The organism is Burkholderia arboris (assembly GCF_902499125.1).
In the GTDB taxonomy this organism is placed as follows: domain Bacteria; phylum Pseudomonadota; class Gammaproteobacteria; order Burkholderiales; family Burkholderiaceae; genus Burkholderia; species Burkholderia arboris.
In genome coordinates this window covers 155,882-175,765 of sequence record NZ_CABVPX010000005.1, presented here as the reverse complement: position 1 = coordinate 175,765, position 19,884 = coordinate 155,882, and the positions used below count along the sequence as shown (strand labels likewise).

The 19,884-nt window shown below is 67.0% G+C and carries 16 protein-coding genes; 9 read left to right on the top strand and 7 right to left on the bottom strand.

What is annotated here, in order from left to right; all coding sequences use genetic code 11:
• Positions 1-422: 422 nt before the first annotated feature.
• Positions 423-4,013: an ESPR-type extended signal peptide-containing protein gene (locus BLA15945_RS08405; RefSeq protein WP_174992036.1), complete on the top strand. Its 3,591-nt coding sequence runs from the start codon at positions 423-425 to the stop codon at positions 4,011-4,013.
• 74 nt (positions 4,014-4,087) lie between these two features.
• Here the strand turns inward: BLA15945_RS08405 and BLA15945_RS08400 are convergent, their stop codons facing one another.
• From BLA15945_RS08400 to BLA15945_RS08375, 6 genes are all read right to left on the bottom strand, one after another.
• Positions 4,088-4,492, bottom strand: a complete 405-nt coding sequence (locus BLA15945_RS08400) for an AraC family transcriptional regulator ligand-binding domain-containing protein (protein WP_233464154.1) — start codon at positions 4,490-4,492, stop codon at positions 4,088-4,090.
• 195 nt (positions 4,493-4,687) lie between these two features.
• Complete coding sequence (lpdA, locus tag BLA15945_RS08395; RefSeq protein ID WP_059236832.1) at positions 4,688-6,079, bottom strand: dihydrolipoyl dehydrogenase; 1,392 nt, start codon at positions 6,077-6,079, stop codon at positions 4,688-4,690.
• Positions 6,080-6,084: 5 nt separating this feature from the next.
• The gene (locus BLA15945_RS08390) at positions 6,085-7,395 is read right to left on the bottom strand and encodes a dihydrolipoamide acetyltransferase family protein (protein ID WP_059235133.1); all 1,311 of its coding nucleotides are present in this window, start codon (positions 7,393-7,395) and stop codon (positions 6,085-6,087) included.
• A gap of 1 nt (position 7,396) precedes the next feature.
• Positions 7,397-8,437, bottom strand: a complete 1,041-nt coding sequence (locus tag BLA15945_RS08385; RefSeq protein ID WP_059235136.1) for an alpha-ketoacid dehydrogenase subunit beta — start codon at positions 8,435-8,437, stop codon at positions 7,397-7,399.
• A gap of 2 nt (positions 8,438-8,439) precedes the next feature.
• Entirely contained in the window at positions 8,440-9,672 is a 1,233-nt protein-coding gene (locus BLA15945_RS08380; protein WP_059235138.1) for a 3-methyl-2-oxobutanoate dehydrogenase (2-methylpropanoyl-transferring) subunit alpha, read from the bottom strand.
• A gap of 474 nt (positions 9,673-10,146) precedes the next feature.
• Complete coding sequence (locus BLA15945_RS08375; protein ID WP_233464153.1) at positions 10,147-11,064, bottom strand: alcohol dehydrogenase catalytic domain-containing protein; 918 nt, start codon at positions 11,062-11,064, stop codon at positions 10,147-10,149.
• Here BLA15945_RS08375 and BLA15945_RS08370 point away from each other — a divergent pair.
• Positions 10,954-12,282, top strand: a complete 1,329-nt coding sequence (locus tag BLA15945_RS08370; protein WP_226196711.1) for a LysR family transcriptional regulator — start codon at positions 10,954-10,956, stop codon at positions 12,280-12,282. The genes BLA15945_RS08375 and BLA15945_RS08370 overlap by 111 nt on opposite strands.
• A 13-nt stretch (positions 12,283-12,295) precedes the next feature.
• Here BLA15945_RS08370 and BLA15945_RS08365 read toward each other — a convergent pair whose 3' ends face one another.
• The gene (locus BLA15945_RS08365) at positions 12,296-13,054 is read right to left on the bottom strand and encodes a response regulator (RefSeq protein ID WP_059235141.1); all 759 of its coding nucleotides are present in this window, start codon (positions 13,052-13,054) and stop codon (positions 12,296-12,298) included.
• Positions 13,055-13,380: 326 nt separating this feature from the next.
• On the opposite strand from BLA15945_RS08365, the gene BLA15945_RS08360 reads away from it, so the two are divergent.
• The 7 genes from BLA15945_RS08360 (at position 13,381) to BLA15945_RS08330 (ending at position 19,851) form a co-directional block, all read left to right on the top strand.
• On the top strand, positions 13,381-14,016 hold the full coding sequence (locus tag BLA15945_RS08360; RefSeq protein ID WP_059235143.1) for an energy transducer TonB: 636 nt from the start codon (positions 13,381-13,383) through the stop codon (positions 14,014-14,016).
• Positions 14,017-14,071: 55 nt separating this feature from the next.
• Positions 14,072-14,860: a MotA/TolQ/ExbB proton channel family protein gene (locus BLA15945_RS08355; protein WP_059235145.1), complete on the top strand. Its 789-nt coding sequence runs from the start codon at positions 14,072-14,074 to the stop codon at positions 14,858-14,860.
• Between the two features lie 3 nt (positions 14,861-14,863).
• Positions 14,864-15,295 (top strand): ExbD/TolR family protein, encoded by a 432-nt coding sequence (locus tag BLA15945_RS08350; RefSeq protein ID WP_174992035.1) that lies wholly within the window; start codon positions 14,864-14,866, stop codon positions 15,293-15,295.
• A 28-nt stretch (positions 15,296-15,323) separates the two neighbouring features.
• Positions 15,324-15,752 (top strand): ExbD/TolR family protein, encoded by a 429-nt coding sequence (locus BLA15945_RS08345; protein WP_059235150.1) that lies wholly within the window; start codon positions 15,324-15,326, stop codon positions 15,750-15,752.
• A gap of 126 nt (positions 15,753-15,878) precedes the next feature.
• A complete protein-coding gene (locus BLA15945_RS08340) occupies positions 15,879-17,138 on the top strand; it encodes an MFS transporter (RefSeq protein ID WP_233464151.1) in 1,260 nt (419 codons plus the stop codon).
• 22 nt (positions 17,139-17,160) lie between these two features.
• Entirely contained in the window at positions 17,161-18,180 is a 1,020-nt protein-coding gene (locus BLA15945_RS08335) for a dipeptide epimerase (RefSeq protein WP_233464150.1), read from the top strand.
• A 9-nt stretch (positions 18,181-18,189) separates the two neighbouring features.
• Positions 18,190-19,851: a serine hydrolase domain-containing protein gene (locus BLA15945_RS08330; RefSeq protein ID WP_174992032.1), complete on the top strand. Its 1,662-nt coding sequence runs from the start codon at positions 18,190-18,192 to the stop codon at positions 19,849-19,851.
• Positions 19,852-19,884: the final 33 nt, after the last annotated feature.

Below are 19,884 nucleotides of genomic sequence, written 5' to 3'. Positions count from 1 at the left end.
CCCGATGCGGCCCGGTTTCCGGCTATCGACATGATCGTCGGCCGACCTCGCGCCGACAACCTTCCTGCATCTCGAAAAATTACAGATCGCGCTCACTACATATCTCGAATTTACCCACGCCAGCTTCTGCTCGCAGGTTCACCGACGCAGCAATTCGTCGCACCTTTTCACGCATTTTCGCTATTTTCATCGCACCCTATCTCTCTAAACGTCGATTTATTCGATGTTTATACGACAAATAATGTAAAACAGTGCAAGAAAACGCATTCATTTTTCGTTGTTTTACATTACAAATACATTTCATTCTGTAAGATTCATCTCATTCGTTATCTCCTAATTCACCCGGGAACGCCCATCCAGCTGTCTTAATTCTTCAAGTCATCGTATCGCGGTGCGGCGTCCTCTTTTTTCCGAGACAGTCTATGAACCGCACTTTCCGTACGATCTGGAACGACGCACTGGGCGCCTGGGTCGCCACCTCCGAAACCACCCGCGCCAACGGCAAGAAAACCTCGAGCAAGGTCTCGGCTTCCGCACGCGTTGCCGCCACGCTCTCCGTCGCCGCCGCAGCCCTGATCCCCCTCGACAGCCTCGCCTACGTCTCCGTCGGCGGCGACACCGGCTACCCCTGCTCCGGCACGTGGGCAGCCTGCGCCGACTACTGGTCCGTCGCGATCGGCGACGAAGCCACGGCGACGCAAACCGGCAACCGCGCCGGCGCAACGACGGCCAGTTTCCTGACGTCGGTCGGCTCGCGCTCGAAGGCAACCGGCGGCACCTATGCCGCGGCCTTCGCTGCCGAGGCCAACGCCACCGGCGAAGGCTCGCTCGCGATGGGCGGCAAGTCCACCGCATCCGGTCACAGCGGCGTCGCCGTCGGCTACCGGTCGAACGCAAGCGTCGCCAACGCGGTCGCGCTCGGCCAGGGTTCCATCGCCGACCGCACCGGTTCGGGCACGGAGCGCTTCTCCGATGCGGCCGTCGCATCGAACGGCGTCGTGTCCGTCGGCAGCGCCGGCGCGGAACGCCAGATCACCCGCGTCGCCGGCGGCACGCAGGACACCGATGCCGTCAACGTCCGGCAGCTGGCCGCCGTCGACGCAGCGGCATCGACCGGCCTCACGTCGCTGTCGACCGGGCTGAGCACGACCGGCACCACGATGACGTCGCTGTCGACGTCGGTCGCGACCGGCCTCACTTCGCTGTCGACGTCCACGTCGGCCGCGATCGATGCCGCGACCACGCGCTACTACAGCGTCAACGACGGCGGCACGGCCGGCGCGAACTACAACAACGACGGCGCCACGGGCCTCAACGCGCTCGCGGCCGGCGTGAACGCATCGGCAGCCGGCCAGGCGGACGTCGCAATCGGCGCGGGCGCGGCCAGCAGCAGCGGCTCGACCGGCGCCGGCAACGTCGCGATCGGCCAGGACGCCAGTGCGGTCACGACGGGCGGCGGCTTCGGCGTGATCGCGCTCGGCGCGGGCGCGAAGGCCGGCACGGGCGGCTACACCGGCGCCACCGCGATCGGCTACAACAGCTCGGCCACGGAGAACAGCATGGCCATCGGCGCCAACGCGTCGTCGAGCCACACGGGCACGGCACTCGGCCGTGCGGCGGAAGCCACCGCGCGCGGCGCGCTGGGCGCCGGCTCGTCCGCCGCCGCCACCGCGACGAGCGCACTCGCGCTGGGTGACCGCGCGACGAGTTCGGCCGCCACCAGCGTGTCGGTCGGCACGCAGGCCAACGCCAGCGCACAGGCTGCGAGCGCGATCGGCCCGCGTGCCATCGCGTCGGGCGCCGGTGCGGTCGCACTCGGTGCGAGCGCAACGGCTGCCGACGCCGGCGCGGTCGCACTGGGCTCCGGCTCCGTGACCGCGGCGGCCATCGGCACGAGCGGCGCGACGATCAACGGCACCACGTACGATTTCGCCGGCACCGCCCCTGCCTCGACCGTCAGTGTCGGCGCGGCCGGCCGTGAACGTACCGTGACCAACGTCGCCGCAGGCCGGCTGGCCGAGAAAAGCACCGACGCCGTCAACGGCTCGCAGCTGAACGCGACCAACGTCGAACTCAGCACGGTCGGCTCCAATCTCGCGAGCCTGTCGACCTCGACCGAATCGTCGATCGCGTCGCTGTCGACGTCGACGTCGACCGGTCTCTCCAAGACGAACGACACGCTCACGTCGCTGTCGACCTCGACCGCCGACAGCCTGCGCATCGTCGACAGCAACATGGCTTCGCTGTCGACCGGGCTGAGCACGACCGACAACACCGTCGCATCGCTGTCGACCGCCACGTCCACCGGCCTGTCGACGACCCGCAACACGCTGGTTTCGCTGTCCACATCGGCATCGACCGGCATCGACACGCTCGGCAAGAACCTGACGTCGCTGTCGACCGCAACGTCGACGACCGCCGGTTCCTTGTCCACTACGATCAGTACAACGAATGACAATCTGGTCTCGCTGTCGACCTCGACGTCGACCGGCTTCGTGTCGCTGTCGACCGGCCTGAGCACGACCAACGACACCGTCACGTCGTTGTCGACGTCGGCCTCGACCGGCTTGTCGACGACCAACAGCACGCTCGCGTCGCTGTCGACGTCCGCATCGACGGGCATCCACTCGCTGTCGACCGGCCTCAGCGCGACCGACAGCACGATGACGTCGCTGTCCACGTCGACCTCGTCGGGCCTCGGCTCGCTGTCGACGAGCATCAGTTCGGTCACCGTCAACACGACGAACCTCGGCAACAGCACGGCCGACGCGCTCGGCGGCGGCGCCGCGTACGATCCGGCGACCGGGAAGATCACCGCGCCGTCGTACGTGACGTACAACAACGACGGCACGACGACGACCCACACCAACGTGGGCGACGCGATCGACAATCTCAACGCGAAGGGTGCGAAGTACTTCCACGCGAACTCGACCGAAGCCGACAGCCAGGCCACCGGCGCGAACAGCGTCGCGATCGGCCCGAACGCGGTCGCCAACCTCGACAACTCGGTGGCGATCGGCAACCGCTCGGTCACCGGCGCGGCCGTCGGCGTGTCGTCGTCGGCCATCGGCGACCTGCGTTTCGGCGCGTATGCGGGCGCGAACCCGTTCGGCGTGTTCAGCGTCGGCGCACCGGGCCAGGAACGCCAGATCCAGAACGTCGCGGCCGGCCGCGTGAGCGCCGACAGCACCGATGCGATCAACGGCAGCCAACTGCATGCGACCAACCTGAACGTCGCGTCGCTGTCGACCGGGCTCAGCTCGACGAACAGCAACCTCGCGTCGTTGTCCACGTCGACGTCGACCAGCATCGGTTCGCTGTCGACCGGCCTGTCGTCGACCAACGAAGCGCTGGGCTCGCTGTCGACGTCCACGTCGACGAGCGTGACGTCGCTGTCAACCGGCCTGTCGACGACCAACGACCGCGTGTCGTCGCTGTCGACCAGCGTGACGAACATCAATGCGCAGATCAACAACCTGTCGACGTCGGCATCGCGCAACACGGGCATCACCGCGGACATGAACGGCTCGGGCACCGATGCGCCGACCGTCACGGCCGGCTCCAATTCGGTCGCGATCGGCGCGAACTCGAACGACGGTGGCCGCTCGAACGTGGTCTCGGTCGGCACCGCCGAACAGCAGCGCCAGATCGTCAACGTCGCACCGGGCACGCAGGGTACCGACGCGGTCAACCTGAACCAACTGACGACGGCGACGGAATCGGCGAACCGCTACACCGACCAGCGGGTCGGCGCGATTCAGCAAGGCGTGAACGATCTCGCACGCAACGCGTATTCGGGGATCGCGATCGCCGGCGCGCTCGCGGGCATGCCGCAAGTCGATCCGGGCAAGGTCGTCTCGGTCGGCGCCGGATTCGGCAACTACGGCGGCTATACGGCGATCGCCGTCGGCGGCAGCGCGCGGATCACGCAGAACACCGTGATCAAGCTCGGCGTCGGCACGGTGAACGGCTCGCGCATGATGGTCAACGGCGGCATCGGACATTCGTGGTGATGCCGCGCGGGCCGCAGCGGTACGTGCCGGCCCGCTCCGCCGCAAAACGGAAAAGCCCGTGAACGTCAGGTCGTTCACGGGCTTTTTTTCATCGGCGCAGTCGTGCCGGATCGCGTGCTACGCAGCGGCCGCTCGAGATGCGCGTGTTCGAACGTGGGCGTACTGGCAGGCTGGCCGTACCGGATCTTCGCGCCGAGCACCGTCTGTTTCGCTTCGGTGCCGGCGCCGGCGTCGTACGTCAGGTCGAACGTCGCGAGTTCGAAGGCGCTGCCGATCACGTCGCGCAATACGCGGCATGTCGCCCCCATCGCACGTTCGACGAAGAAACGCTGCACGTTGGCAGCGAGCTCCGGCCATGCGTCGAACCGAATCGCATCGTGCGACCCGACGCGGCGGAACGTCATCCCGACAAACGTATAGGTCGGCGCCAGACAGCGGCCGGCCAGCGCGACGGCGTTCATGCCCGTCGCGCTGCTCAACAGCCCGTATCCGAGCAGCCTGCATGCCGGCAGGCCGACCTTCAGGCCGATCCCGGCCTCGACGGCGGTCAGGTCAGCAGGTTCGACGCGACGGCCAGCTCCTGCGCAGCCAGCACCGTGAAATCCGGATCGGCAAGCTGCTTCAGCCGGTGCGCACATTGCGCACCGGCGGCTCCGTTTCAGGCAAACCGCACGTCAGACGTGCAACGCATGCCCGAGCGCACGCAGCGCAGCCTCCTGCAGCGCTTCGCCCAACGTCGGGTGCGCGTGGATCGTACCGCCGATGTCCTCCAGCCGCGCGCCCATCTCCAGCGACTGCGAGAACGCGGCAGCCAGCTCCGACACACCGCGCCCGACCGCTTGCCAGCCGACGATCAGGTGGTTGTCGCGCCGCGCGACAACGCGCACGAACCCCTCGGTCGCCTGCAACGTCATCGCGCGCCCGTTCGCCGCGAACGGAAACGATGCGCTCAGGCAATCGACGCCGGCCGCGTGCGCATCGTCCGGCGACCAGCCGGCCGTCACGATCTCGGGATCGGTGAAGCACACGGCCGGAATCGACGCAGGCACGAACTGGCGGCGCCGGCCGGCAATCAGCTCGGCGACCATCTCGCCCTGCGCCATCGCGCGATGCGCGAGCATCGGCTCGCCCGCGACATCGCCGATCGCCCACACGTTGCGCATCGACGTCCGGCATTCGTCGTCGATCCGCAGCGCACGGCCGTTACGATCGAGCTGCAGCGTCTCGAGCCCGAAGCCGTCGACGCGCGGCCGGCGGCCAACGGCAACCAGCACGCGATCGGCCGGCAGCGTCTGCTCCGCGCCGTCGGCGGCCTGCACGCGCACCGCGCCATGCTCCGCCAGCCCGAGCACCTTGTGGCCGAGCCACAGCCGGACACCGAGCCGCGCAAGCGAATCGGCAACCGGCCGCCCGAGTTCCGCATCGTACGCAGGCAGCACGCGCTCGGCCGCTTCGACGATGCTGACGTCGACGCCAAGCTTGCGATAGACGGTCCCGAGTTCGAGCCCGATATACCCGGCCCCGACGACGACCAGCCGCTTCGGCAGCGTCGCGGGCGACAATGCCTCGGTCGATGACACGACGTGCCCGCCGAACGGCATCGTCGGCAGTTCGACCGGCTCGGAACCCGTCGCGAGCAGCAGGTGTTCGCAACTGATCCGCACCGAGTGCCCGCCGGTGACGACGTCGACGGTCTTGCCGTCGACCACGTGTGCGTCGCCATGCAGCACGCGCACGCCGTTCTTCTTGAGCAGCGCGCCGACGCCGCGCGTCAGCCGGTCGACGATGCCGTCCTTCCACGCGACGCTTTTCCCGATGTCGATCTCGGGCTTGTGCACGCGGATCCCGAGCGCGCCCTCTCCCGCATGACCGCACGCCTGTTCGAATGCGTCGGCCACGTGGATCAGCGCCTTCGACGGAATGCAGCCGATATTCAGGCACGTGCCGCCGAGCCGGTCGCGCTCGACCAGCACGGTCGGAATGCCGAGCTGGCCGGCGCGGATCGCGGCGACGTAGCCGCCCGGGCCGCCGCCGATGACGAGCAGTGTGGTGTGTTCGTTCTTCATCGCGCTCACTCCACGAACAGCAGTGCCGGGCGCTCGAGCACCGCGCGCACGGCCTGGATGAATTCGGCCGCATCCGCGCCATCGACGACGCGATGATCGAACGACGACGACAGGTTCATCATCTTGCGCGCGACGATCGCGCCGTCGCGGATCATCGGGCGTTCGACGATCCGGTTCACGCCGACGATGCCCACTTCCGGATGATTGATCACCGGTGTCGACACGATGCCGCCGAGCGCGCCGAGACTCGAGATCGTGATCGTCGAACCGCTCAGCTCGTCGCGCTGCGCGCGGTTCGCACGCACCGCATCGGCGAGCCGCGCGATTTCCGCCGAGATCGACCACGCGTCGCGCGCTTCGGCGTGACGCAGCACCGGCACCGTGAGGCCACCGTCCGTCTGCGTGGCAACCCCCATGTGCACCGCGCCGTAGCGCGTGACGACGCCCGCTTCGTCGTCGAAGCGCGCGTTGATCTGCGGGAAGTCGCGCAGCGCGATCACCATCGCGCGGATCAGCAGCGGCAGCGGCGTGAGCTTGCCGCGCGTATCGCCGTAGCGGCGATTCAGTTCCGTGCGCAACGATTCGAGCTCGGTGACGTCGATTTCCTCGACGTAACTGAAGTGCGGAATGCGGCGCTTCGCTTCCTGCATCTTGCGCGCGATCGCACGCCGCAAGCCGATCACCGGCACTTCGGTTTCGTCGTTGCGTTCGTCGTAGCCGTGGGCGTGCGACGGTCGCGCCGCGCCGCCACCCGTGCCCGCATACGCATCGAGATCCGCATGCAGGATCCGCCCTGCTTCACCGGTGCCCCGCACATAGCGCAGCTCGATGCCCATGTCCCACGCGCGCTGACGCACGGCCGGCGACGCAAGCGGCCGTTCGCCCGGCGCGAGCGCCGCGCGCGGCTGCGTCGCAGGTTCCGCACGGCTCGGCTTCGCCGGAGCGTGACTCGCCGCCGGCCGGACAGGCGGTTCGGCCGGCACGTCGGCCACCGGCTTCGACGGCGCCGCCGCGACCGGTGCGGTTTCCACCTTTGATTCTCGCACCGGTGCACCGGCCTTCAGATTGCCGCCGCCTTCGACCTCGAGGCGAATCAGCTCGCTGCCGACCGCCATCATCTCGCCGATCCGGCCGCCCAGCTCGATCACCTTGCCCGTCACCGGCGACGGAATCTCGACCGCCGCCTTGTCGGTCATCACGTCGGCGAGCGGCTGGTCTTCCTTGATCATCTGCCCGACTTCCACGTGCCAGGCCACCAGCTCGACCTCGGCAATCCCTTCGCCGATATCCGGCATCTTGATGACATGAATCCCCATCTCACGCCTCCATCACGCGTCGCAACGCTTCACCGACCCGGGCCGGGCCCGGAAAGTACGCCCATTCCTGCGCATGCGGATAGGGCGTGTCCCAGCCCGTCGTGCGCTCGACCGGCGCTTCGAGGTGGTAGAAGCAGTGTTCCTGAACCAGCGAAACGAGTTCCGCGCCATAGCCGCAAGTGCGCGTCGCCTCGTGCACCACGACGCAGCGCCCGGTCTTGCGGACCGATGCGACGATCGTGTCGAGATCGAGCGGCCACAGTGTGCGCAGGTCGATCACCTCCGCATCGATGCCCGTCTCCTCGGCCGCGGCGAGCGACACATGCACGGTCGTGCCGTACGTCAGCACCGTCACGTCGTTGCCGGGCCGCACGATGGCGGCCGTATCGAGCGGCACCGTGTAGTAGCCCTCGGGCACCGCGCTTGCCGGATGCTTGAGCCACGACGTGACGGGCCGCTCGTGATGGCCGTCGAACGGCCCGTTGTACAGCCGCTTCGGCTCGAGGAAGATCACCGGATCGTCGTTCTCGATCGACGCGATCAAGAGCCCTTTCGCGTCGTACGGATTCGACGGCATCACCGTGCGCAGCCCGCACACCTGCGTGAACATCGCCTCCGGGCTCTGGCTGTGGGTCTGGCCGCCGTAGATGCCGCCGCCGCACGGCATCCGGATCGTCATCGGCGCGATGAACTGGCCGGCCGAGCGATAGCGCAGCCGCGCGCCTTCCGACACGATCTGGTCGGACGCCGGGTAGAAATAGTCGGCAAACTGGATCTCGCACACGGGGCGCAGCCCGTACGCGCCCATCCCGACCGCCGCGCCGACGATCCCGCCTTCGGAGATCGGCGCATCGAACACGCGCGACTTGCCGTATTTGTTCTGCAAGCCTTCGGTACAGCGGAACACGCCGCCGAAGTAACCGACGTCCTGCCCGAACACGACCACGTCGCTGTCGCGCCCGAGCATCACGTCCATCGCGGAACGCAGCGCCTGGATCATCGTCATCGGCTGCGTCGCCGTATCTGTCTCGTGTTGCGCCATGATCACGCTCCCAGTTCCTGGCGCTGACGGCGCAGGTGCGCGGGCAGCTCCTTGTACACGTCGTCGAACATCGAAGCCGGCGACGGAATCCGGTCGTCGGCCAGCGTGCCGTATTTCTCCGCTTCCTTCTGCGCGGCGATCACCTCGGCTTCGAGCTCGGCCGTCAGCGCGTCATGGGCGCTGTCCGACCAGATGCCCTTCACGATCAGGTGGCGCTTGAAGCGCTCGATCGGGTCGCCGAGCGGGAAATGGGACCAGTCGTCGCTCGGCCGGTACTTGGTCGGATCGTCCGACGTCGAATGCGCACCCGCGCGGTACGTCACCCACTCGATCAGCGTCGGGCCCAGATTGCGGCGCGCGCGTTCGGCCGCCCAGCTCGACGCCGCGTAGATCGCGAGGAAGTCATTGCCGTCGACGCGCAGCGACGCGATCCCGCAGCCGACGCCGCGCCCGGCGAAGGTCGTGCCTTCGCCGCCCGCGATCGCCTGGAACGTCGAGATCGCCCACTGGTTGTTGACGACGTTCAGCACGACCGGCGCGCGATACACGTGCGCAAACGTGAGCGCTGTGTGGAAGTCGGCTTCTGCCGTCGCGCCGTCGCCGATCCACGCGGACGCGATCTTCGTGTCGCCCTTGATCGCGGACGCCATCGCCCAGCCGACCGCCTGGATGAACTGCGTCGCGAGGTTGCCGGAAATGGAGAAGAAGCCGGCTTCGCGGTCCGAGTACATCACCGGAAGCTGGCGGCCCTTCAGCGGATCGCCTTCGTTCGACATCAGCTGGCAGATCATCCGCTCGAGCGACACGTCGCGCGCGATCAGGATGCTCTGCTGCCGGTAGGTCGGGAAGCACATGTCGCCGTCGCGCAGCGCCATCGCGTGCGCGGTGCCGATCGCCTCCTCGCCGAGGCTCAACATGTAGAAGGAGATTTTCTTCTGGCGCTGCGCGATCATCATGCGCGCGTCGAAAATGCGGGTCTTGAGCATGGCGCGCAACCCGGCGATCAGCCGCGCATCGTCAAGATCGGGGGCCCACGGGCCGACGGCCTTGCCGTTGTCGTCGAGCACGCGCACGAGGCTGCGGGCGAGATCGGCGGTGTCCGCCGCGGCTACGTCGATCGGTGGGCGGCGGACTGCGCCGGCCGGCGATAGATGCAGATAGGAAAAGTCCGTCTTGCAGCCCGGGCGCCCAGTGGGCTCCGGCACATGCAGACGCAATGGCTCTGACAGGCTCATCGTGTCGTCTCCACGCTCGATTGTGTCTCACGCTGTTTGGGAACGCGCGACCGGTTGCCGGCCTGCGCGCGGGCTGACGCGCGGATAGGCGCGTCAACCTTGGAAATCTATGCCTTGCCGCGCCGGACGTCGATGCCCAAGCCGCTCGATTGCGGTGAGCAGATTTGCCATGGCGGGTACGGGAGGGCCAGCGGGCCGGGTTGCCGCGGCGGGCGGACACGCGTTGCCGTGCGGCTTCGAGCCGGGTCCGGGCGGGAATGCGCGGGCGGCCGCGGTCGCTACCGGATGCGTCGGACGAAATCGGCGGCCGGCCCCGCAGCGGGACACAGCCGGTCCCGGGCTGGATGCCGCGCCCGGAGGATCGCGATCGATCGGGCCCGCGTCATGCCGGTCACGCGCGGAGGCGCTTCACGTGAACGCAACCCGCGCTGGCCGGGGGCATGCGTCCCCGCATCCCCCGGCGCCTGTCGGCTTTCAGTGGTGCCCAGCGGGCGTGAACACGCCGCGAAAGCGCATCTTCCCCGACGCAAGACGGTCGTACGCTTCGGTGGCCTGGTCGAGCGCAAACGTCTCGACGATCGGCTTGACCTTGCCCCTGGCGGCAAGCTCGAGCACCTCGCTCAGGTAGCGCAAGCCGCCGTGCGTCGACCCGATGACCTGCTGACGCATCATGTGGAACGGTTTGCGCTGCGACGCGATCGAGAATGGCTTGCTGAAGTCGAGCCCGCAGAGGATCACCCGGCCGTCGACCCGCAATCCGGCCATCGCTTCCTCTGCAGTACTGAACTCGTTGGTCGTGACAAGCAGCACGTCCGCACCGCCCGCCTCGCGAAGTTCCGCGCCGTTTGCGACGACCTGGTCGGCGCCCAGCCGGATCGCCAGGTCGCGCTTGTCCGCCGAGTGCGTGATCGCGATGGTCTCGAAGCCGCACGCGCGTGACAGTTGCAGCGCCACGTGCCCCAGTCCGCCGATGCCGAGCACGGCGACCTTCTCGTGCGGTTGCGGCGCCGCATCGCGCAAGCCGCTCCACGTCGTATAGCCGGCGCACATCATCGGCGCGGCATCGACGTACGTCAGCCCGTCGGGCAACAGCACCGTCCCTTCCGCCGCCACGGCGATGTACTCGGCATGTCCGCCCTGCGACGCAAACCCGGTGGTCCGCGGCGTGTCGCAGTTCACGGCCGTCTGGCCGGAGAGCGGGCGATTCTCGCGACAGTACGCGCAACGACCGCATGCGGACTGCACCCATGTCGTGCCGATCCGGTCACCCACCCTGCGCGCATGCACGCCCGCGCCCACTTCGACGATTTCGCCGACGACCTCGTGGCCGGGCGTCTGCGGGTAAATGTCGCCGCCGAAGCCTTGCGTGGCCCAGACGTCCGTGTAGCACATCCCGGACGCATGAACCTTCACCAGCACCTGCCCCGGCCCGGCTACCGGAACCGGCACTTCCTGCACTTCCCAGGGCCGATTGGCGCCAGTCATCACGACCGCCTTCATCTTCATTGCTTGCTCCTTGTTCAACCGAACGTCGGGTTCATTGCGCAGTCCGTCAGCCCGCGCAGCCGCTGCGTCGCCGCGACCGCGGCCGGCCGTTGCAATGACGAACGCCCTAGTCTAGAAAAGGCGCATTATCATGACAATCTCGCCAATCTTTACGCCCAGATGAATTCAGCTCATCAATTGAAAAGCGGCGATCTGTTCTCGCTCAACGTGTTCCTTGTCGCGGCAACGCACCTCAGCTTTCGCGCGGCATCGATCGAGCTCGACGTCACGCCGTCGGCGATCAGCCATTCGATCAAGAGCCTCGAGCAGCGCCTGGGGGTTCGCCTGTTCAACCGCACGACCCGCAGCGTGTCGCTGACGGATGCCGGCGAGCGGCTCGTCGAGAAGCTCCGCCCCGCGATTTCGTCGGTTGCCGACGCGATGCTCGCGGTCGACGGAATGCGCGACACGCCCAGCGGCACCGTGCGCATCAACGCCAGCGAAGGCGCGATCCGCATGGTGCTGAAGCCGGTGCTCGCGCGCTTCCTGCGCGACTATCCGCAGGTCCATCTCGACATCGTGACCGACGGGACACTCGGCGACATCGTCGCCGGCGGATTCGATGCGGGGATCCGGCTGGCCGAGGCCGTGCCGCAAGACATGATCGCGGTGCGCGTGTCCGAACCGGTGCAGTTCGCCGCCGTCGCGTCACCGGCCTATTTCGCCGCACGCGGGCGCCCCGCCGTGCCGCAGGATCTGCATCGGCACGACTGCATCCGATTTCGCTTCGACAGCGGCGCGATCTACCGCTGGGAGTTCGAGCGGCGCGGTGTCGTCGAAACGGTGAATGTCGGCGGCCCGCTCACGCTGACCGATCAACCGTTGATGGTCGACGCCGCGATCGACGGCATCGGGATCGCGTTCGTACCCGATCATCTCGTCCGCGCTGCGCTCGACGACGGACGGCTCGAACGCGTATTGACCGACTGGTGTCCGGTCATGCCGGGACTGTGCCTGTACTACCCCGGGCATCGTCATGTTTCCGGCGGGCTGCGTGCGCTGATCGAGACGTTGCGGGTTCGATCGGCGGGCGCCGATCCGGCACTTGCGCGGTCGGGGCAATGAACCGCATGCACACCTAACGATGCCCCACATCCAGCATGTAGCCTTCCCCGCGAATCGTGCGAATCAGGCGCGGCTCCTTGATGTCCTCGCGCAACTTCTGACGCAAGCGTGATATCTGCACGTCGATGCTGCGGTCGAACGTGTCGATCGACTTGCCGCGAGCGGTATCCATCAGGTATTCGCGGCTCAGCACACGCCCCGGCGCGGCAAGGAAGGCGTTGAGCAGGCGAAACTCCGCGTTCGACAACGGAATGACCGTATTGTCGGCAGCAATCAGGTGACGGCCGATTTGATGCAGCCGCCATCCGGCGAAGCGGCTTTCCTCCTGCGCCCGCGTCCGGCCTTGCGTTTGCGCGCGTACGCGGCGCAGGATCGTCTGGATGCGCGCGACCAGTTCACGCGGCTCGAACGGCTTGACGATGTAGTCGTCGGCCCCCAGTTCCAGCCCCACGATCCGGTCGGTCATCTCGCCGCGCGCGGTCAGGATGATCAATGGAATCTCCGAAGTCGCACGAATCTCGCGGCAGAGATTGAGGCCGTCGTCGTCCGGCAGCATCAGGTCGAGCACCACGAGATCGAAGCCGCCCTCGCCGAGCGCGAGATGCATTTCCGCGCCGGTGCCGGCTTGCGCGGTCGTCATGCCGAAGTCTGCAAGGCAGTCGCACAACAGGCTGCGAATCTGCGAGTCGTCGTCGACGACGAGAATACGAATCGCTTTGTTCACGGCGTCTTGTCTCCGATGTTGCGGCGGTGAGGTGTGCCCCGCACTCATTATTGCCCGCCAATATAAGGGCTATTTGCACGAATTGTTGCGGCCTTGAAATAATTGCCCCCGCACCTTGCCCCGCAAGGTCATGCGGAGAAATCGGGACGCCTGACGAGGATTCACGTCATGGATAACCCGCCCGGTATTTTCCCGGAGACGCGCTCCCGCGCGTCGTCCGCCTGTGCCGCCCCGTCTGGTTTTGCGCGTCGTGCCGCGATATTGCCCAACCGGAAAGACTTTGTGTCAGCGCGGATACAAAGCCGATATGAAACAGAAATGCCCGGGTTTTAACGTGGCTCCCAAGTCATCTCGACGCAGGAGACACGCGGGACATGAACTACGCACAACCCAAGCCACCGGTCCGGCGCATTGGCGGCATCGCCTTCGTGGTCGGATTGCACGCGGCGATCGTCTACGCATTGCTCACCGGTCTCGCGACGAAAGTCGTGGACGTGATTCGTCAGCCGATCGAGACGCGAATCATCGAAGAGATCAAGCCGCCGCCCCCACCACCGCCACCGAAGCGGATCGCGCCGCCACCGCCGAAGCACGTCGCACCGCCGCCGCCGTTCGCGCCGCCGCCCGACGTGCATGTCGCCGCGCCTCCATCGCCGAACGCGATCGCCACGCAGTCGGCCACGCCTGCGCCGTCAGCCCCCGTCGCGCCGCCGGCGCCGCCCGCCGCTGCCGCGCCGGTGTCGACGAGCGTCGGCGTGGTGTGTCCCAACTCGACACAAGTCCGCGCCGCGATTCGCTATCCGCGTGAAGCGCTCAAGGACAACCTGACCGGCGACGTCGTCGTGACGTTCGTGGTCGGCACCGACGGCAACGTCAAGGACCTGAGCGTGACCCAGTCAGCCGCGCCCGTTCTCGACAGGGCAGCAGAAAACGCCGTTCGACAGTTCCACTGCGTCGCTCAGGGCGAGGAAGTCCGCGTGCAAGTGCCCTTCTCTTTCAAGCTCGATTGAAGGCGCCCGCGACCGCCGTTCCTTTTTTCATGCCAACGCATTTCAGGAGACATTCATGATCAACCGTACCCGCAAGGCCGCCTTGGTGACGGCCCTGTTCCTCGCGGCCAGCGCCGCCCACGCCGCCACCGATACGGTGACGAACCCCTACGGCCTCGATGCGCTCTGGAAAGGCGGGGACTTCATCGCGCGCGGCACGCTGCTCATTCTGGTCGTCATGTCGATGGGCAGTTGGTACATCATCGTCGCGAAACTGCTCGAGCAAACGCGGGTGCTGCGCCGCGCGAAGGCGGCAGAGAAGGGTTTCTGGAAGGCGGCCAATCTCGGCGAAGGCACGCGTCAACTGGACACCGGCAGTCCGTTCCGCTTCATCGCCGAAACAGGCCTCGCAGCATTCGACCACCACGAAGGCGCGCTGCTCGAACAGGTCGACCTCAACCATTGGGTCGCGGCCGCCATCGAGCGAGCGACCACGTCAGTCTCGAGCCGCTTGCAGGACGGCCTCGCGTTTCTCGGCACCGTCGGTTCGACCGCGCCGTTCATCGGCCTGTTCGGCACGGTGTGGGGCATTTATCACGCGCTGACTGCCATCGGCATCGCGGGCCAGGCCTCCATCGACAAGGTCGCGGGGCCGGTCGGCGAAGCGCTGATCATGACCGCGATCGGCCTGGCCGTCGCCGTGCCTGCCGTGCTCGGCTACAACTGGCTCGTGCGCCGCAACAAGGCCGTGATGGAACGCGTGCGCGGGTTTTCGACGGAACTGCACATCGTCATCCTGACCGGCACGACCACGGCCGGGGCCGCCGCCGCGACCAAGGCCGCTGCCCTCTCCCGCGTGGGGTGAACCATGGCCATGACCACAGGATCCCGCGACGGCGACGATCACGACGAGACCATGTCGTCCATCAACACGACGCCACTGGTCGACGTGATGCTGGTGCTGTTGATCATCTTCCTCATCACGATTCCGGTGGTATCGCACACCGTGCCGGTCACGTTGCCCAAGGAGACCGTGCAGCCGCTGCAAACGACCCCGCAGAACGTGATTCTCGCGGTGACGAAGGAAGGCGACGTGTTCTGGGACGAACGGCGCGTGCCCGACGCGGCAACGCTCGTCGAGAAACTCAAGGTGGTCGCGGTGCAATCGCCGCAACCCGAAGTCCACATCCGCGGCGATCTCGACGCGCGCTACGCCGCCATCGGCCGGGTCGTGTTTGCCTGCCAGCGGGCGGGCATCGTCAAGGTCGACTTCATCACCGAACCGCCGCCGCGCCAATGATCCATCCACACCGACAAGGAGTCCCGAGATGGCAATGACGATGCCCACCGGCAGCGCCGACGAAGCCGACGTGATGATCGAGATCAACACCACGCCGCTCATCGACGTGATGCTCGTCCTGCTCATCATGCTGATCCTCACCATTCCCGTTCAGACGAACGCGGTCAAGCTGGACATGCCGTCCGGCACCCCGCCGTCGCAACGGCAGACACCGCCCGTGGTGCAGATCGATATCGCGGCCGACGGCGCCATCGCATGGAATGGCGAGACGCTGGGTTCGCGCGAGCAACTGGAAACGCGATTGCGCGACGTGGCCGCCAACCCCGCGCCGACCGAACTGCATTTGCGGCCCGACAAGGCGGCGCCTTATCGCGCTGTCGCAATGGTCATGGCGTCCGCGCAGCGGCTCGGCGCGACCCGCATCGGGCTCGTGGGTAACGAGCAGTTCATGCAGTAACCGCTTCCTCATCACAGAGCCCTCATGTTCGACTCCAACCTCGACGTGCCCGCCCCCGTGGCGGGCCAACACCCGCCGTCGGATTCACCCGCCGGGCCGCTCGCGTGGTTCGGTCTGGCGATTCTCGTGATCGTGGCGTTCTTCGCCTTCGTCGACCGTCAGATGCTGATCCTGCTGACCGAGCCTATCCGCCACGATTTCGGGTTGACCGACACGCAAATCGGCCTGATGCAAGGCGCGGGCATCGCGCTGTTCGCGGGCGTCGCTTCGTTGCCGATCGGCTGGGTCGCCGATCGCGTGGACCGCCGTGCGGTGCTGGCAGCATGTGTTCTCGTCTGGACCGCTGCCACCGCAATCTGCGGCATGACCACCCACTTCTGGCAGTTGTTCATCGCCACCGTCGGGCTGGGGATCGGCGAAGCCGGACTGGTGCCGGTGATCTACGGCCTGATTCCCGATCTTTTCCCTGCCCGCCAGCGGGTGCTCGCCAATGCAATCTTCGCGCTCGCCAACCTGTTGGGCGCAGGGGCGGGGATGGCGCTCGGCGGCGCACTGATGCACGGCATCGCGGCGGTGCACGGCGCGTTACCGGCCGGGCTCGCCGATCTCGCGCCGTGGCGGCTCGCGTTTTTTGCCGTTGCGTTGCCTGCCCCCGTACTGGTCGTGCTGATTCTGCTGATTCGACCCGGAAGGCATGGCGACACGGAAGCATCCGCCGGTCGTCATCGGCCTTCCGCGCCGCTGCCGTCCGCACCGGTCTACTTCCGGCGTGAAGCCATCATGATGCTCAAGTTCTTCGGCGCCATCGGACTGGTCAATCTGTCGTTCGGCGGCGTGGCGACGTGGATGCCGGTCGTGGCGGTGCGAACCTTCGGCGCGACGCCGGCCGAAGCCGGCGGCGGCATGGGCGTGGCGGCGATGGTCGGCGGTATCGCGGGTTGCGTGCTCGGCGGCCTCGTTGCCGGCCGCATGAAAGCGCGCTTCGGCGTGCTCGCGCCACTGCGTGTCTGCGAATGTGGCGCGCTGGTCGCCGGTGGCCTGTCGTTCCTCTATCTGGCCGTGGGCTCCCTCACGCCGGTCTACGCGCTCTTCGGCGTGCAGCTCGCCTGCATGGTCGCAGGCATGGTGCTGTTTCCCACCATCATGCAGAACATCTGCCCCGCGCACCTGCGCTCGCGCGTGGCGGCGATTGGCGCGCTGACGTCGATCGTCGTGCAATCCGGCAGCCCCGTGTTTATCGGTTTCATGTCGGATCGTCTGCATGCGTTCAGCCAGGGCTTGCTGTGGTCGATCGTCTGTGTCGCGGCGTTCGGCTTCTTTGCCGCCTGCATCCTGATGCGCGCAGCCGGCCGCGGTGTCCGCGAGGCAATCGAACGCTATGCGTAACGCTCATCTTTCTCCCGCTCCCATGCCGCCCCGCACGCTCTCCCTCTCGCTGCGCATCGAACGTTGGCCGTTGGCTGCGCCGTTCCATATCACCGGCCACGTCATCGACGCCGCCCGCCTCGTGAACGTGACCATCGACGACGGACGCCACGCCGGCAACGGCGAAGCCTCCGGGGTCTTTTATCTTGGCGAGACACCCGAATCCATCGTCGCGCAAATCGAAAGCGTCCGAATGTCGATCGAAGCGGGCATCACGCGCACGCAGTTGCTCGACGTATTGCCGAACGGCGGCGCGCGCAATGCGATCGATGCGGCCTTGTGGGCGCTCGAATCGCGCCAGCACGCCATGCCGGTCTGGCGCATGGCCGGCCTCGCCGCGCCTCGCCCGTTGCTGACCACGATGACGATCGGCGTGGACAAGCCGGACGCAATGGCCGCGGCCGCGCAGCGACTGCCCCACGCCAGGGCGCTGAAGGTCAAGCTGGACGGCAGCGCCGCCGACGCCGCGCGCCTCGCGGCAATCCGTGAGGTGCGCCCGGACGTACCGCTCGCCGTCGACGCGAATCAGGGCTGGTCGCACGCGCACTTCGACGCGATGATCCCCGTGTTGCAACAGCTTGATGTTCGCATGCTCGAACAGCCGTTTTCGATCGGTGCGGACGCCTGTCTCGAGCAGATCGATTGTCCGATCCCGCTCGCGGCCGACGAATCGTTTCAGGATCTCGGCGACCTGCCCGCCGTCGCGCGCCGCTACGACATCGTCAACCTCAAGCTCGACAAATGCGGCGGCCTGACGCGCGCGCTCGACCTGGCCGCGCGGGTACGCGAAGCGGGCTTGTCCGTGATGGTCGGTTGCATGGCCGGCACCTCGCTGGCAGTCGCTCCCGCCTTTCTGCTCGGGCAACAGTGCGATCACGTCGATCTCGACGGACCGATCTTCCTCGCGCGCGATCGCGAGCCAGGTGTCGCGTACATCGACGGCCTGCTGCACTGTCCGCCCCAGGTCTGGGAGCACGCGAGCGTCACGGATTCCTCACGCTGAGCCATCGACATGACCTCGGATTCACTCACCACGACGATGCAGCTCGACGCGCTGTTCACGCGTTATCGTCGCGCCGATGCCCCCGGATTGATCGCCGGCATCGTCCATCGCGGCCAGTTGCTGTATCGACGCGGTTTCGGCATGGCCAGCCTCGAACACGGCATCGCCAACACACCGGCCACGCGCATGCGTATCGGCTCGGTCAGCAAGCATTTCACTTGCCTCGCCGTGCTGCTCCTGTGCGAGCACGGCGTTCTCGACGCCGACACCCCCATCGGCGCGTATCTGCCCGAGCTGCCGCCGGCCGCCGGCCTGCCGACGCTGCGGCAGTTGATGTCGCATCGCGGCGGGCAGCGATGCGCACTGGATCTCGCACTGCTGACGCAAGGTCTCGCCATGTCGCCGCATGGCGCACTCCTGGCCTCGCAGCAACGTCAACGCGACGAAAACTTCCCGCCGGGGGAACGCATGATGTATTCGAACGGCGGCTATCACCTGCTTTCGCTTGCCGTCGAACGTGCGAGCGGGATGCCGTTCGACGCCTTCCTCACGACGCATGTCTTCAACCCCATGCTCATGCGCGACACCGCGTGCGTGCCCAACGACATGACGATCGGGCACGGTATCGCGACCATGCATGTTCCGGACGGCAACGGCGGCTTCCGGCGCGGCATCTTTCCGTCATGGGACGTGCTCGGTGAAGGCTCGATCGTGTCGACCGTCGATGACATGCTGCGATGGACTGCCCACCTGCGATGCAGCAACAAGATTGTCGGCAACGCCGATACGTGGATCCAGATGCTGGCGTTGCCCGTATTCTCCAGCGGTCAGCGCAGCCAATACTCGCTGGGTCTCACGCAGAGCCGCTATCGCGGTGTCGAGCTGATCCACCATTCCGGCGGTGTCGTCGGCGGGACTTGCCAGATGCTCGTGTCGGCGGCGCACGGGCTCGACGTCATACTGCTCGGCAACGGCGCGCTCGACGCGCCGCTCGAACTGTCGAAGCGTGTCGTCGACATCGTGCTCGCGGATGAGCTTGGCAGCGATGGCCCACCTGTCGCGGCGCGCGCCGCCGACCATGTCGCGCGCCTCGGCAGCTACCGGTCGTCCAGCACCAGCGCCGTGTATGCACTGGAAGATCGTGAAGGCGCCCTGGTATTGACGGGACCGCTTTGCCCCAGGCCGTCGATGACGCTCTACGATAGCGCCGATGCGCTGAACGACGTCCAGGTCGAAGCGGGCGGAGACGGGCCGTTGGCAGTGCGTTGGGGATCGTCTTGCACGCCGGACGATCCCGCCAGCCTGCGCATTGTGCATTGCGGCCATGTCGAGACGTTCGTACGACTCGACGAAGCGCCGGAGGTGTCGCCGTCGCTCGTCGCCGCGATGTCCGGCACATTCGCAAGCCACGACGCCAATGCCCGCGCGGTCATTCGACTCGACAACAACGCACTCTTCCTTCGCATGCACGGCGCGGTGGGCCGTTGCGACTACCGCCTCACGCCGGTCGCCCACGATGTGTTCGGGCTGGTACCGGCCGATCCCATGGACATCATGACCGGGATCGTCACGCTGACGCGCGACCCGACGCGCGCAGACATCACCGGCCTGCGCGTCGATACTCCGCGTACCCGGCATCTGGCCTTCACACGGCTGCACGCCGACGCCTGATGCGTGCCGGCGCCGAACGGCGCCGGCCAGGTT